This window comes from Bradyrhizobium sp. i1.15.2 (genome assembly GCF_040548425.1).
Taxonomy (GTDB): Bacteria; Pseudomonadota; Alphaproteobacteria; order Rhizobiales; family Xanthobacteraceae; genus Bradyrhizobium; species Bradyrhizobium canariense.
Map to the genome: position 1 here is coordinate 116,907 of NZ_JBEPRQ010000021.1, position 13,595 is coordinate 130,501.

Consider the following 13,595-nt stretch of genomic DNA (forward strand, 5'->3'; position numbering starts at 1 on the left):
CCGCGATCGCCAAGGGATTGGAAACGAACATGAGGACACAGGTGCTGGTGGTGGGCGCCGGGCCCATCGGATTGACCGCGGCGATGGATCTGGCTTCCCGTGGGATCGACGTCGTGGTCGCGGAGATCCGCCATGCCGGCGATCCGCCCAGCGTCAAATGCAATCACGTCTCGGCGCGTTCGATGGAGATCTTCCGCCGGCTCGGCGTCGCCGCAAAGCTGCGCGACGCAGGCCTGCCCGCAGATTTCCCGAACGACTGCTCCTACCGGACCACGGCGACCGGCATCGAGCTGTGTCGCATCGACATTCCCTCGCGCGCACGCCGCTACAATGCCACCGGCGGCCCCGATACCTGGTGGCCGACGCCGGAGCCGCCGCACCGGATCAACCAAGTCTATCTCGAGCCGATCCTGTTCAGCCATGCCGCCGCCCAGTCGCGCATCACCATTCTGGCGCGCACGGAAATCACGGACATCGAGCAGAATGACGACCATGTGGTCGCATTGGCGCGCGACCTCGACAGCGGAAGCTCGCTCCGCATCGAGGCTTCCTTTGTGATCGGTTGCGATGGCAGCCGTTCGCTGGTTCGCAAATCGATCGGTGCCAACCTGTCCGGCACGCCGGTGATCCAGCGCGTGCAATCGACCTTCATCGAAGCGCCGCAGCTCAAGGAGCTGATGGGCGCGCACAAGCCGGCCTGGATGGTGCTCTCGCTCAACCCGCGACGTTCAGGCACGACGGTCGCGATCGACGGTCGTGACCGCTGGCTGATCCACAATCACCTGAAGCCAGACGAGCCCGAATTTGATTCGGTCGATCGGGACTGGGCGATCCGCGCCATTCTCGGCGTCGACGAGCGCTTCGAATACCGCGTCCTCAGCAAGGAGGACTGGGTCGGGCGTCGACTTGTCGCCGATCGCTTCCGCGACCGCAGGGTCTTCATCTGCGGCGACGCCGCGCATCTGTGGATGCCGTATGCGGGCTACGGCATGAATGCGGGCATTGCGGACGCCGTCGACCTGTGCTGGCAGGTGGCGGCGCATCTGAACGGGTGGGCGCCGGCTTCGATCCTCGATGCCTACGAGGCGGAGCGTCAGCCCATCACCGAACAGGTGTCGCGCTTTGCCATGGACCATGCGATGAAGATGATGGCGCAGCGTGGCGGCGTCTCCGCGGAGATCGAGGACGACACGCCGCGCGGCCACGCCGCGCGTGCAGCGCTGGCCAAGGCGGCCTACGATCTCAACGTGCAGCAATATTGCTGTGCCGGATTGAACTTCGGCTACTATTACGATGCCTCGCCGATCATTGCCTATGACGGCGAGACGCCGCCGGCCTACGCGATGGGCAGCTTCACGCCCTCCACCGTGCCCGGCGCTCGCGCGCCGCACCTGTTTCTGCGGGACGGACGATCGCTCTACGATGCCTTCGGCGCCGGCTACACTTTGCTGCGGTTCGATCCGGCGATCGATGTGGCGCTATTGAAGTCTGCCGCAGAGCAGCGCGGCATTCCGCTCGCGCTGCTCGACATCGCGCCGGACGAAGCGAACGGCGCGTATGCCGAGAAGCTGGTGCTGGCTCGGCCCGATCAGCACATCGCCTGGCGCGGGCAGGCCGCGCCCGCGGACCCACAAGGCTTGCTGACGCGCATCATCGGCGCTTCGGCGTAAGGCGATTTGAAGCCGACGGTCTCGCGGCGAAGTCCGCCGGGAGGTGGTTCACCAAGGCGTGGTTCACAAACAAGAACGTACCGGGGAGGGAAACGTGTTTCACGTTGCAAGCCGCCGCATTTTGGCCGTGCTGACGGCCGCGAGTTTCGCCGTGCTGCCGCTGGAGGCGGGCCGAGCGGCCTATCCCGAGCAATTGATCAAGATCATCGTGACCTTTCCGCCCGGCGGCAGCGCCGATACCGTCATCCGCGCGCTCGAACCGCTGGTCACCGCCGAGCTCAAGCAGGGTCTCGTGATCGAGAACCGCGCGGGTGCTGGAGGCAACATCGGCATGGCTGCCGTGGCACAGGCCAAGCCTGATGGCTATACGCTCGGCGTCGCGCCGGCAGGCAGCCTGACGGTCAATCCGCACCTCAATTCGTCGATGCCGTTCGATCCGAAGGATCTTGCGCCGATCACCCTGCTCGCGAAAATTCCCTTCGTGCTCGTCGCCTCGGCGGACGTGCCGGCGCACACGACGGCGGAGGCGATCGCGCTTGCCAAGGCCAAGCCGGGCGCGTTGTCGATCGGGCATGGCGGCAATTCGACGGCCATGCACTTGACCGCAGCACTGTTCACGCAGAAGACCGGGATCGCCATGGAGCTGGTCCCCTATCGCGGGACCGCACCGGCGACGGTCGACGTTCTCGCAGGCCATGTCCCCTTCGCGGTACTGGATATCCCCGCATCGAGGCAACTGATCCTCGAAGGCAAGCTCAACGCCATCGGTGTGTCGTCTGCGCAGCGTCTGTCGTCCTTGCCCGATGTGCCGACACTCGCCGAGAGCGGTATTGCGGGTTTCGAATCCGTCGGCTGGTTCGGGCTGGTTGCTCCGGCCGGCACGCCAGCCGATATCGTCGGCCGGTTGAACGAAGCTTTCGGAAAAGCCCTGAAGGATCCGTCGGTGGTCGAGAAGATCCGGACGCTTGGCGCAGAGCCTGCACCGACCTCGCCCGAGCAGTTCAGCCGTTTCATCCAAAGCGAAAGTGCGAAATGGGGCAAGCTAATCAGTGAAGCGGGCATCAAGGCGAATTAAGTGTCGCCCAGTCAGACGATTCCGCCCCCGCGTAAGCCATTGATCTTGCAGTCCCCGTCTACTGTGCATGGGGTTGTTTTCGCGCTTTTTTGTTGTCCGACCCCGGAAGGCTTAATGGTAATCGTCACGCCACCCCGGCTGGCACCTCCAGATCGGACCACCACCCCACACACGAGACAGACATGCACTCTTCCGCCACCGGCTGGAGCAACGGGCTTCTTGGCGTCATCATCTTCAGCGGCTCGCTGCCGGCGACGCGGGTGGCGGTCGGCGGGTTTTCCGCGCTGTTTCTGACCTCGGTGCGCGCGGTCATCGCGGCGCTGATCGGTGTGGCCGTGCTCGGCCTGCTCCGTCAGGCGCGGCCGCAGCGCAAGGATCTCGTCTCGCTCGCGATCGTCGCCATCGGCGTCGTGGTCGGTTTTCCCTTGCTGACGGCGCTCGCGCTCCAGCACATCACCTCGGCGCATTCGATCGTCTTCATCGGGCTCTTGCCGCTGTCGACCGCGATCTTCGGCGTGCTGCGCGGCGGCGAGCGGCCGCAGCCGATGTTCTGGCTGTTCGCAATTCTGGGCAGCGCCACCGTCGCGGGCTTTGCCCTCTCCAACGACGGCACCGCATCGCTCGCCGGCGATCTCCTGATGGTCGCGGCGATCGTGCTGTGCGGGCTCGGCTATGCCGAAGGCGCCGCGCTGTCGCGCCGGCTCGGCGGCTGGCAGGTGATCTCCTGGGCGCTGCTGCTGTCGCTGCCGCTGATGCTGCCGGTCGCGATTCTAACCTGGCCGTCGACATGGAGCGGCATCGATGTGCCCGCCTGGATCGGGCTCGCCTATGTCTCGGTCTTCAGCATGTTCGTCGGCTTCATCTTCTGGTACCGCGGGCTCGCGATCGGCGGCATCGCCCGTGTCGGCCAGTTGCAGCAGCTCCAGCCGTTCTTCGGTCTCGCGCTTGCAGGCTGGCTTCTGCACGAACCGGTCGCCTGGAGCATGATCGTGGCGACCGCGCTGGTGGTCGCCTGCGTCTTCTTCGCGCGGCGGTTTGCCTGAGGCCGGATTGACGCGGCCTCACCTCTTGCCCGGTTGCGCCTTTTCAATCCCCGGCAGCCGCGCGATTCCCTCGGCGAGAAAATCGATCAGCAGCCGTACCCGCGCGATGCCGGACCGCTCCGGGACGATCAGCATGTTGAACGGAACGGAAGGCGGCGCGTAGTCTTGAAGCACGCGCTCGAGTTGGCCGGATGCAAGAAGGTCGTCGACGAGCCAAAGATGGGCCGGCGCAATGCCACGACCGGCCGCGAGCGCCTCCCGTGCGGCCAGCCCGTGATCCACCCGCAGCCGCCCTGCGAACGGGACCGCATGGCGGCCGCCGCGGCGCCCGTGCAGCACGAGCACGTCGCTGCCGGCGATGTTCGACATCCTGATACCCTCGTGGCTGGCGAGATCCTGCGGGCGCGTGGGCCTGCCGCGCGAAGCCAGATAGTCCGGTGCGGCCACAAGCACCCGACGCGACTGACCCAGCAGCCTGAGCTTCATCGAGCTGTCGGTGAGCGGCCCCAGACGCAGGGCGATATCGACACCTTCCCGCACAAGGTCGATCCGCTCGTCGGTCAGGCTGAGATCAACCGCCACGTCGGGATAGCGGTCCTGGAACGCGAAAACCAAACGACTGACGTGGAGCACGCCGAAGGCCGCGGTGCAGGAGACGCGCACGGTTCCGGCAGGCGCACCGCGTGTGCTGCGCGCCTCGTCGCCGGCGAGTTCGACCAGGCGCAGGATCTGCACGCAGTCGGCGTAGTAGCGGCGTCCTTCCTCCGTCATCGTCACGCTGCGTGTGGTCCGCGTGAGCAGCGGCACGCCGACGGCCTGCTCCAGTTCCCGAAGATGCCGCGTCACTGTCGACTGGCCGAGGCCAAGCTCGCGCGCGACCGCGGACAGGCTTCCGCGCTCGGCGACCCGCACGAAGCTGCGCATGCGTTCGAGCGTAATGTCCGATCTATCCATATTTCGGCAGGATCCTATCCATTGGCGACAACTACCGGATTGCAGTCGGAGGCGCTACCTGCTGCTCGCAATCGTCAACCAAGGTGCTGATCATGAAAGTGTTGATCGTCTTCGCTCATCCCGAACCGCGCTCCCTCAATGGCTCGCTCCGCGATATCGCCGTCAGAGAACTCGAGGCCCAGGGACACGAGGTGCGGATGTCAGACCTTTACGCCCAGGGCTGGACATCCGAAATCGGCCGCGCCGACTTTCCGCTGCTGCCGCCGGACGCGCGGCTGGCGCCGGCCGCCGCCTCCAAGCAGGCGTTCGAGTCGGGCACGCTCACCGCGGACGTCAAGGCCGAGATCGAGAAGCTGCTGTGGGCGGACGTTCTGATCCTGCAATTCCCGCTGTGGTGGTTCAGCATGCCGGCCATCCTCAAGGGCTGGGTCGACCGCGTGTTCGCCTACGGTTTCGCGTATGGCGTCGGCGAGCACAGCGACAAGCGGTGGGGCGACCGTTACGGCGAAGGCAGGCTAGCGGGCAAACGCGCGATGCTGATCGTGACCGCCGGCGGCTGGCAGGAGCATTATTCGGCGCGCGGGATCAACGGGCCGATCGACGACCTGCTGTTCCCGATCAATCACGGCATCCTCTATTATCCGGGATATGACGTGCTTCCGCCGTTCGTTGTCTACAAGGCCGACAAACTCGACGAAGCGGGTTTCCAGGCGACTGCCGAACGGTTGCGCGAGAGGATGCGAACGCTTGCGACGACATCGCCGATTCCTTACCGACGCCAGAATGGCGGCGATTACCTGATTCCGAGCATGCAGCTCCGCGCGGGGCTCGAGCATTCCGGCGCGACCGGATTCGCGCTTCACGTCGAGCAGGCCGAGGCACGCAGCCCGAATGGTGAGGCGAGCTCCATGCGCTCGACGACGGATGGTTGCGCGGCGATAGCCTAATCCGTCGCCCGCGAACGATATCACCCCATCACCGTCCGGGTCAGCGTGCTCCGCGCAAACTTCTTCAGCGGCATCGGCTTGCCGAACAGAAAACCCTGCACGAGGTCGAAGCCGAGCTCGTTGGCGGCGACGAGGTCGGCGCGGCTCTCGACGCCCTCGGCGACGGCGTGCACGCCGTAGCCATGTGAAAGCTCGACGATGTGGCGGCACACCGTGCGCTTGAGGCGATCAGTGCCGCTGCCGGTGACGAAGTGCCGGTCGGCCTTCAGCTTGATGAACGGAATTTTTCCGAGATCCATCAGCGACGGCCAGTTGGCGCCGAGATTGTCGATCGACAGGCCGATATTGTGCAGACGCAGTTCGCGGGCGACCTCGACCAGGAGATCGAGGTCGCGGATCGCCTCCTCGCTGTCGATCTCGATCGTGAGCCCGCCGAACGCCGGATGCGTCGGCATGCGGCGGCAGAGATCGCCCACGGCTTGCGGCTCCTTCAGATAGGACGCCGGCAGATTGATCGCGAGATCGACCGGGCTCTGCTGCTCCAGCAGATAGTGCCAGTCCTGCATGGCGCGCTCGATCACGAATTCGGAGAGGTCGCGCAGATTCGGGTCGTGCTCTTCGGGGATGAAATAGGCCGGCGGCACCACGCCCCAGGTCGGATGCCGCATCCGCACCAACGCCTCTGCGCTATTGCGGATCAGCGTGCGCGCGTCGATCTTGGGCTGGTACCAGAGCTCGAGCCAGCCGGCGTGCAGGGCCTCGCCGACATGCACGGCCGGGCTCGGCGCCGGCTCCTCCGGCAACAGCATCGCGACGCGGTCGCGCAGCGTCTCCGCGGCAAAGGGCGTGGTCAGCGGCGGCAGCATCTTGAGGCCGTATTCCTCGCCGACCTGCTGCACCGCCCTGACGATGATCGACTCGCGGGCGCCCACCGTCAGAACCTTTCCGTCAAAGGCCTCGCGCACCAGCGTCTCCAGAAATTTTCCGGGCTCGATGCCGTCGGCAGCGATGCCGAGCAGGATCAGGTCGGGCAATCCGCTCGTCAGCACGCTCTGCAGCTCCTCGGCGCTGGCGCATTCGGTGGTGACGAAGCCGAGATCCTCCAGAACTTCCGCGAGAAACGCGCGCAGATGGCGCTTGCCGTCGGCCACGCAGGCGCGCGGCTTCATCTTTCGCCGTCCGAAGGTCTTCGGCCTTCGTTCGGCGAGTTCTACAATTTCGTCGTTCATCGCAAGCACTCCCGTTCCGTGCCGGTGTGTTAGCGACGTGAGCAGTTTCAAATATGGAAGGCTTCAGTCGATTGTCGAATTATCTGGGTAACGTTAAAGCACCCATCACGTCTAAAATTGTCTGCGTCTTGTTCGAGAAGTTTTTACGTCTGCCCGCGCATCGGGCGCAGGGTTGCGGCAATCACTGGAGATTCCGCGACGCGCAGTAAGGCTGCATGCACGCGCACTGTCCTGCAATTGGACCAAGCCGCGCGCGCCTCGCCCAATTGAATAATGGCGTGCCTCAATTGCGCGCGATGCGCGCATTTTTCCCGGTTCGCTCGTGACGGTTCTGCGACAATGCGTCGGTGCGCGCTGGCGCCCGTGTGAAGCACATCACAAGCGGATTGCTGCACGTGCGCTATTGCTCTGGGCAGCCGGTGGTGGGCTGTCGAGGATCGCAGCAATGACGTCGCGGCGAATAATGTATTGGTGGTTCAGGTTCGTGCTGTCAGGGCGATTTCTCGATCGCTTCCTGTGCCTGCCGCGCGCGCATTAGCGAGGGATCAGGTTTGGCCGATCAGCTTGCGCAACGCGGCCGCGCCGTCCTCGATCGCATCGCGTCCCTTCCAGGCCAGATAAGACAGCTTTCTACCGAGCGTATCGTGGCTGCGCAGCCGGCGCGAGCCGAGAATGTGGCCGACATTGGAGGGGAAGCGGCTCACCTCGGCGGCCACCAGCGCCGCGATCGCGTCCATCAATTGCTGGAGCCGAATGCCCCATTCGCAATGCTCGATGCCGTCGATCCGCACCTTGAGCGCATATTCGGTGTCGTAGATCTCGGCGAGCAGGTCGCGTGCGATCAGCACCCGGTTGTGCCGGAGCGCGATGCGCAAGGCGAGGCGCCTGTCGTCGAGCTGGTCGAGCACCATGTGAACGACGCAGGCATAGCGCGTGGCGGCGACATCGGCGGCGCTCTTGCTCGCGGCGGCCTTGGTGGCAAGGCGCACCAGTTGCCAGAACGTCTTCAGCCGCCTCGCCACCAGCGTCAGTGCGAACGGCAGCGCCTCGGGATGGGCCTTCTTGAAGGCGTCCAATCGTGCGGTGATCTGATCGACCAGGCCGTCGTCGAATTTCGCGATCTTCTCGGGCAGCTTTTCGTTGAATTTCGGCAGCGCAGCGCCGGCGCGCAGCACGTGCTGCATCTTCTTCACGTCGTCGAAGGCGGTGCGCGACGCCGTATATTGCGCGAGCTTGCCGCGCGCGAACTCGGTGCTCTCCGCTGAGGCCAGGGTGCTCTCGAGAACCTTGACGACCTTGGTCTGGAAGGTCGATGCGATCTTCAGCACTTCCTTCTGGTTGTTGGCGGCGACCTGGTCGTTGATCGCCTTGATGTAGTCGCGCGCCATGGTCGGCAGCAGGTCGCGGCAGATCCATTCCCAGATCGGGGTGAGGGTGTTGCGTGAGATCCGCCCCATATTGGCATGCTCGGGCGCGCCGTCGATCAGGAGCAGCTCGAGCGGCGCAAAGAAATGGCGCGAAGGACTGGTGGCGCGCGCCTGGCTCGATCCGTCCTTGCGAAATTCGGCCCGTAACCGGGATTGGAGGTCGGACGAGCCCGGCATGTCGATGCCGCACAGCTCCAGCCGTTCAAGCTCGCTGAGCAGGCAGCTGCGCGACAGCGGCGTCAGCTTCTGCAAGAAGTTCGATAGCTGGTCGATCTCGTTCATTGCACGCAATCTTCCGCAACGATTCCAGCAGGCCTATCGGCCCCATGCATGGAGGCATTTGCGCGCTCTCAATTGTGACATAGAGAAGCAAGCCGCCGTTAATATATCCGTAAAATCCGGGGCCTCAGGTAATCGGCGCGGGTCGGATCGTTAAGAAGGCTTCCGTTGACCCGCCTACCATTTGGGCAGGTTCAGCAACCTAAGAATGTTGAGGGACGTTGCTACTCAAGCATAAAGTGTGCCTGTGTCGGGGTTTCGGCACAAAACTGCCAAATTCACCGTAGTCTTACGGAGCAAAAAGTTAACCACAGATCGCGTTGGGTTCCGCTAAACGAGTGACATGGGGTCACAGAATGATACGGCCACTGATTCGCGGCCGTCGGAATGGTACGACAGCAACGCTGCTCCAACTGAAGAGCTCGATGTCGTCCGCCTGAACGCCGCCCGCGCCAAGGCGGCCGACGAAATGGCCGCCGCCATCGCCCGCGAGCTCAACGGTCCCCTCACGGCGCTCCTGCTCTACATGGGCGAGATCAAGCATCACAGCGATCAGCTCGCGCCGGTGACGGGCGACCGTGCCTATTTGCAGCGGGTCGTGGAGAATGCGCTGGTGCAGACCGAGCGGGTTTGTGGCCTCGTCAAACAGCTTGCCGGTTCTCCCACGGCTGGTCTGCCGACCGCGGAGGCCGAACCGAAGCTCACGCGCGCGCCACAGCCGCAGCGGGTGTCGAGCGGCGAGATCCTCGGCCTGTCAGGCCAGAAGCGGCTGACCAAGCGCGAGGGCGAGGTGCTGAGGCTGATCAGCGAGGGATATTCGAACAAGCAGGGTGCGCTTCGGATGCAGATCAGCCCGCGCACCTTCGAGAGCCATCGCGCCGAGGCGATGCGGAAGCTCGGTGCGCGCAACACGGCGGACCTCGTCCGTGCGGCGCTGCTGCATTCGATCGACTGAAGGCTCTTGCCTCGGGCCGCCCGCCAGCGGCGAGGGCCAAGCGTGAGACATCTCTCGAGAAAGACCCGCGGCTCCGATCGTGCTCAGAAATAATCTTCGGCGAAGGGACGCGCGCGCGACGAGGGCCGCAGCGGCTTGAGCTCTTCCTTCGGCACGTTGGGAATGATCGTGATGGTCCAGCGGGGCGGCATGCTCGATTCCTGCTCCAGCACCGAACGCACGAAGCCCGTCACCGTCGCCTCGCCAGCGGCCACCGTCGCCATCCGGCCGTTGAACTGTGCGATGCGGAAGCGACGAACTTCTTTCTGGTCCGCGGTCTCGTAGGTGAACATGGAAACCCTCCTGGTTTCCGGCGACTATCGCTGCCTATGATTAGCCATCTGTGAAAATCCCAAGCCGTAGAAGTACGGCGGGCATGCACGTGTGAGTGGTTACGGCGTTTTCGAGCGCGCGCGTCAGCCCTCCGGCTCCTGCGCGCGCCCGGCGGCATAGGCCGCGTCCATCAGGTCCAGGAGGTCGCGAAATCCGGCGTCGCCGAGCCTCTCCGCGGTCTTCTCCAGCCGCAGCGCCAGCACCGCGAGCCTGACATAGCCGAACGTTCCGGCCGCGCTCTTCAGCGAATGCGCTTCGCGCGCGATCCTGCCGTGGTGCTGCGCGAGCGAGAGCGTGCGGAACAATTGCAGGCGCGCACAGGTCTCGCTCCAGAACACGTCGCGCACTTCGCAAGCACCGTCCTCGCCGATCTCGCGCACCAGCGCCTGGTACGCGCCCGGCTCGCGCGCAGGCTCGGCATCAAGCGCTGTCTGCGCAGGCGCGACGGTGACTTCGAACATGGTTTGGCCTGCCTTGATCACGGTTGGTTTGCCGCTGGCCCGTACAGGCGCGCGCGTCACGTCCATGTCTACGGCATCCGGATTTCAGTTCCGGTAGCAGGACAATCCGTGTTTGCGGGCCGGAATTAGCGGCCGGTTTACCACGCCGCGGCACCGTCAGCGTGGGCCGAGCAGCCGGTCATACTGCGCCTTCACGGTGGCGTAGCATTCGCACGCCGTCTGGCGCAGGCCGTCCAGGTTGAGGATCTGGATGTGTCCGCGGCTGTAGTGAATGAAATTCGCCTGCTGCAAGGTATTGGCGACCAGCGACACGCTGTTGCGCCGAGCACCGATCATCTGCGCCATCGCCTCCTGGGTCAGCAGCAGCCGGAAATCGCCGGAGAGGTCATGGGTGTGCAGCAGGCAGCGCGACAGCCGTGCCTCCACCGGATGGGCGGCGTTGCAGCCCGCGGTCTGCTGCACCTGCGCGTAGACCGCGAGCCCGTGACGCGTGAGCAGCGTCCGCAGGGTGCCGCTCTGGTCGGCCGCGATGCGCAGCCGGTCGAGGTCCATCATCGAGGCGGAGCCGGGAACCAGCACGATGGCCGTGTTCAGCGCGCAGGAATCGCCCATGGTCGAGAGCGTTCCGAGCAGGCTGTCGCGGCCGATCATGGCGACTTGCACGTGCTCGCCCCTGGCGAGCTCGACCACCAACGAGATGACGCCGCGATGAGGAAAGTAGGCGCGCTTGAGCGTTTCGCCGGTCTCGACCAGCACCGCGTCATGCGGCAGATCGCCCGTACGCAGGTGCGGGCGGATCAATTCATAATCGTCTGCCGACAGCGCGGACAGGAAACCGTTGGAGGAACGCACCATCGTTTCCAAAGTAGCCTCCCGTCTCTCGGACCCGCGGGCCGCAGCACGCGAAACTGCTTGCCGTCCGCGCAAGTTCCATCATCTTCCCGTCGGGATATATAGGCAATTGGGACAAGTTGTCCGACCGGTGATCGCCGCTGCACGTCGCCCTCGCCAAGACAGATTCCCTGACCATTTCCACGATACCGATTTGGGAACCCAGCAGATCCAGATCGTCGACTGGAGCATCCATTCGGAGGGTGGTCGCGGTCATGGTTGATCCGGCGCGTTTCGAAGTGATCGCCGCCATGTTCCTGTTCGTCATCCGGTTGTGCGGCAGCAAAACCTTATTATAATGGTTGTGTCGCTCTGCGTATACCCGTTGGGGGCAGACAGGCTGGTGCATTTGCGGCCGAAATGAGAATGGCACGCTGATTCGCTGATGAGCCGGCGGACCGATCTGCGAGGGGTTGCGCAGGTAAAAGCGGCAAGGGGCCTTCATGAGCCGGAAGCATTGCATCCGCGCTGCCATCGGACGCCGGTCGACCCGTGCACCCTCGTTGGTCGGACGAGTGCCTGCAATTCTCAAACATTGTTTTGAACCTTGGCGCCGCGTGGCCGCAGATTCCGCGTCCATCGTCTTCCTCGCGCCGGCAACGACATTCTCAACAGTTCATTTCTCGAGCAAAGGAGAAAGGCGTGCGCCACGGTTCAATTATTGAATCGCCGAATCGGGAAGCTCAAACGGGGACAGAAAGTCTGCGCCATATTCTCGTCGTCGACGACGACCCGATGGTCTGCATGGCCATCGAGGTCTATCTCCAGCGCAACGATTTTCGGGTGACGATCGCCGAAGGGGGGAAGCCGGACTTCGCGCGCTCGAACACGAGCAGTTCGATCTGATGATCATCGATATTTTCATGCCGCACAAGCGCGGGTTCGAATCGGTCAGGATCTTCCACGAGCGGGCGCCAGCCGTTCCGCTGATCGCGATGTCCGGCTACGCGTTCGCAAATCTGAATTCGCCTGCCCCCGATTTCCTCCGGATGGCGCTGGAGCTCGGTGCGGCGCGCTGTCTGCGCAAGCCGTTCACGCCGCACGCGCTGCTCGCCGCCATCAACGATTGCCTGGCGGAGCACCGTCCCCACGGCGACCTTGCCTCGGCCGCGCGCCTGGGTTAGCGCGGCACCGGCCGCAGTGGACACGGGTAACGGTTCGTTTACCGCAAATGCGGGTCTTGCGTATCCCGGCAAAGCACCAAGCGAACGTGGCGAGACTGCCGCGGCTTGCAGGCGGCTCGATACAATTCCGCGAAGACCGCGCATATCGTCCTTCACGAGCAGGGCTTTCCCGCGCGCCTGGTCCCGCTGTTATCGGCACGTTCACCTAACGCGTCTCGCGGTTGCGGCGTGGGGCCGGTTTTGCCGAAAAACGCTGTCGCCTGCAGTCGAACGGCAAACTTGTCTTCAATATCCGTATTAGCACGGAGGATGAAATTAACGGGACCGTGAAAGGGGATGTCTAACGATCCAAGGTGGGGACTTCCGTTCATGCCAGCGCGGCTCGGGTGTCGAGGTCCAGATCCAGGTCAGTAAGGCGTAGCTCATGGATGATCTGTTGCGGGAGTTTTTGACGGAAACCAGCGAGAGCCTGGACACCGTGGACAATCAGCTGGTGAAGTTCGAGCAGGAGCCGAACAACGCCAAGATCCTGGATAACATCTTCCGGCTGGTCCACACCATCAAGGGCACGTGCGGCTTCCTCGGATTGCCGCGTCTGGAAGCGCTGGCGCATGCCGGCGAGACGCTGATGAGCAAATTCCGTGACGGCATGCCGGTGACGGCCGGCGCGGTGACGGTGATCCTGGCCTCGATCGACCGCATCAAGGAAATCCTGTCAGGCCTCGAGGCGACCGAAGCCGAGCCCGAGGGCACCGACCGCGATCTCATCGACAAGCTGGAAGCGATGGTCGAGCAGGGCATGGCGGCCATGGCGGCGGGTGCTGCTGCTCCCGTGGCTGAAGCGCCGCCGCTGGTGCCGGAAGCGCCTGTCGCCGTTGAAGCCGCGCCGACCTCCGGCATGCTGGCCGACCCGAGCCTGGAGCGCCCGCTGCGTCCGGGCGAAGTGTCGCTCGACGAGCTCGAGCGCGCCTTCCGCGAAACCCCGATCGAAGTCCCGGCCCCGGTTGCCAAGGTTGAGGTCAAGGCTGAGCCCGCACCCGCCGCTGAAGCTCCGGCGCCTGTCGCCAAAGAGACCAAGGCGCCCAAGGACAAGGCCGCGCCGAAGAAGTCGATCGCCGACGAGGGCGCCGGCGAGGGCGCCAGCATCGCCAACCAGTCGATCCGCGTC

The 13,595-nt window shown here is 64.4% G+C and carries 12 protein-coding genes and 1 pseudogene; 7 read left to right on the plus strand and 6 right to left on the minus strand.

Features of this window, described 5'->3' with window-relative positions; genetic code table 11:
• Positions 1–29 precede the first annotated feature (29 nt).
• From ABIB80_RS29045 to ABIB80_RS29055, 3 genes are all read left to right on the plus strand, one after another.
• Positions 30–1,670, plus strand: coding sequence for an FAD-dependent oxidoreductase (locus ABIB80_RS29045; RefSeq protein WP_035995374.1), 1,641 nt, complete (start codon positions 30–32; stop codon positions 1,668–1,670).
• A 94-nt stretch (positions 1,671–1,764) separates the two neighbouring features.
• Positions 1,765–2,745 carry a Bug family tripartite tricarboxylate transporter substrate binding protein gene (locus ABIB80_RS29050; protein ID WP_007598933.1) on the plus strand — a complete coding sequence of 327 codons (981 nt, stop codon included), beginning with the start codon at positions 1,765–1,767 and terminating at the stop codon, positions 2,743–2,745.
• A gap of 182 nt (positions 2,746–2,927) precedes the next feature.
• The gene (locus tag ABIB80_RS29055) at positions 2,928–3,788 is read left to right on the plus strand and encodes a DMT family transporter (protein ID WP_007598935.1); all 861 of its coding nucleotides are present in this window, start codon (positions 2,928–2,930) and stop codon (positions 3,786–3,788) included.
• An 18-nt stretch (positions 3,789–3,806) separates the two neighbouring features.
• On the opposite strand, the gene ABIB80_RS29060 is transcribed toward ABIB80_RS29055, so the two are convergent.
• Entirely contained in the window at positions 3,807–4,742 is a 936-nt protein-coding gene (locus ABIB80_RS29060) for a LysR family transcriptional regulator (protein WP_007598937.1), read from the minus strand.
• A gap of 92 nt (positions 4,743–4,834) precedes the next feature.
• On the opposite strand from ABIB80_RS29060, the gene ABIB80_RS29065 reads away from it, so the two are divergent.
• Complete coding sequence (locus tag ABIB80_RS29065) at positions 4,835–5,689, plus strand: NAD(P)H-dependent oxidoreductase (protein WP_007598938.1); 855 nt, start codon at positions 4,835–4,837, stop codon at positions 5,687–5,689.
• Positions 5,690–5,709: 20 nt separating this feature from the next.
• Here ABIB80_RS29065 and ABIB80_RS29070 read toward each other — a convergent pair whose 3' ends face one another.
• Together ABIB80_RS29070 and ABIB80_RS29075 are read right to left on the minus strand one after the other, a co-directional pair.
• The gene (locus ABIB80_RS29070; RefSeq protein ID WP_007598940.1) at positions 5,710–6,918 is read right to left on the minus strand and encodes an EAL domain-containing response regulator; all 1,209 of its coding nucleotides are present in this window, start codon (positions 6,916–6,918) and stop codon (positions 5,710–5,712) included.
• 545 nt (positions 6,919–7,463) lie between these two features.
• The gene (locus tag ABIB80_RS29075; RefSeq protein WP_007598942.1) at positions 7,464–8,627 is read right to left on the minus strand and encodes a hypothetical protein; all 1,164 of its coding nucleotides are present in this window, start codon (positions 8,625–8,627) and stop codon (positions 7,464–7,466) included.
• Between the two features lie 340 nt (positions 8,628–8,967).
• Between ABIB80_RS29075 and ABIB80_RS29080 the strand changes: the two genes are divergently transcribed.
• A complete protein-coding gene (locus ABIB80_RS29080) occupies positions 8,968–9,579 on the plus strand; it encodes a LuxR C-terminal-related transcriptional regulator (protein WP_007598945.1) in 612 nt (203 codons plus the stop codon).
• A gap of 83 nt (positions 9,580–9,662) precedes the next feature.
• Here the strand turns inward: ABIB80_RS29080 and ABIB80_RS29085 are convergent, their stop codons facing one another.
• From ABIB80_RS29085 to ABIB80_RS29095, 3 genes are all read right to left on the minus strand, one after another.
• On the minus strand, positions 9,663–9,911 hold the full coding sequence (locus ABIB80_RS29085) for a hypothetical protein (protein ID WP_007598946.1): 249 nt from the start codon (positions 9,909–9,911) through the stop codon (positions 9,663–9,665).
• Positions 9,912–10,034: 123 nt separating this feature from the next.
• Entirely contained in the window at positions 10,035–10,412 is a 378-nt protein-coding gene (locus ABIB80_RS29090) for an Hpt domain-containing protein (RefSeq protein ID WP_035995376.1), read from the minus strand.
• A gap of 156 nt (positions 10,413–10,568) precedes the next feature.
• A complete protein-coding gene (locus tag ABIB80_RS29095; protein ID WP_198288260.1) occupies positions 10,569–11,267 on the minus strand; it encodes a Crp/Fnr family transcriptional regulator in 699 nt (232 codons plus the stop codon).
• Positions 11,268–11,945: 678 nt separating this feature from the next.
• Between ABIB80_RS29095 and ABIB80_RS29100 the strand changes: the two are divergent.
• Positions 11,946–12,427: pseudogene (locus ABIB80_RS29100) on the plus strand (response regulator).
• 424 nt (positions 12,428–12,851) lie between these two features.
• The coding region (locus ABIB80_RS29105) for an Hpt domain-containing protein (protein WP_354128859.1) at positions 12,852–13,595 on the plus strand (744 nt) is incomplete at its 3' end.

Coding starts and splice junctions, on each gene's coding strand:
- ABIB80_RS29045 (WP_035995374.1), top strand. CDS start 30: ATGAGGACACAGGTGCTGGTGGTGGGCGCCGGGCCCATCGGATTGACC.
- ABIB80_RS29055 (WP_007598935.1), top strand. CDS start 2,928: ATGCACTCTTCCGCCACCGGCTGGAGCAACGGGCTTCTTGGCGTCATC.
- ABIB80_RS29060 (WP_007598937.1), bottom strand. CDS start 4,742: ATGGATAGATCGGACATTACGCTCGAACGCATGCGCAGCTTCGTGCGG.
- ABIB80_RS29065 (WP_007598938.1), top strand. CDS start 4,835: ATGAAAGTGTTGATCGTCTTCGCTCATCCCGAACCGCGCTCCCTCAAT.
- ABIB80_RS29070 (WP_007598940.1), bottom strand. CDS start 6,918: ATGAACGACGAAATTGTAGAACTCGCCGAACGAAGGCCGAAGACCTTC.
- ABIB80_RS29075 (WP_007598942.1), bottom strand. CDS start 8,627: ATGAACGAGATCGACCAGCTATCGAACTTCTTGCAGAAGCTGACGCCG.
- ABIB80_RS29080 (WP_007598945.1), top strand. CDS start 8,968: ATGGGGTCACAGAATGATACGGCCACTGATTCGCGGCCGTCGGAATGG.
- ABIB80_RS29085 (WP_007598946.1), bottom strand. CDS start 9,911: ATGTTCACCTACGAGACCGCGGACCAGAAAGAAGTTCGTCGCTTCCGC.
- ABIB80_RS29090 (WP_035995376.1), bottom strand. CDS start 10,412: ATGTTCGAAGTCACCGTCGCGCCTGCGCAGACAGCGCTTGATGCCGAG.
- ABIB80_RS29095 (WP_198288260.1), bottom strand. CDS start 11,267: ATGGTGCGTTCCTCCAACGGTTTCCTGTCCGCGCTGTCGGCAGACGAT.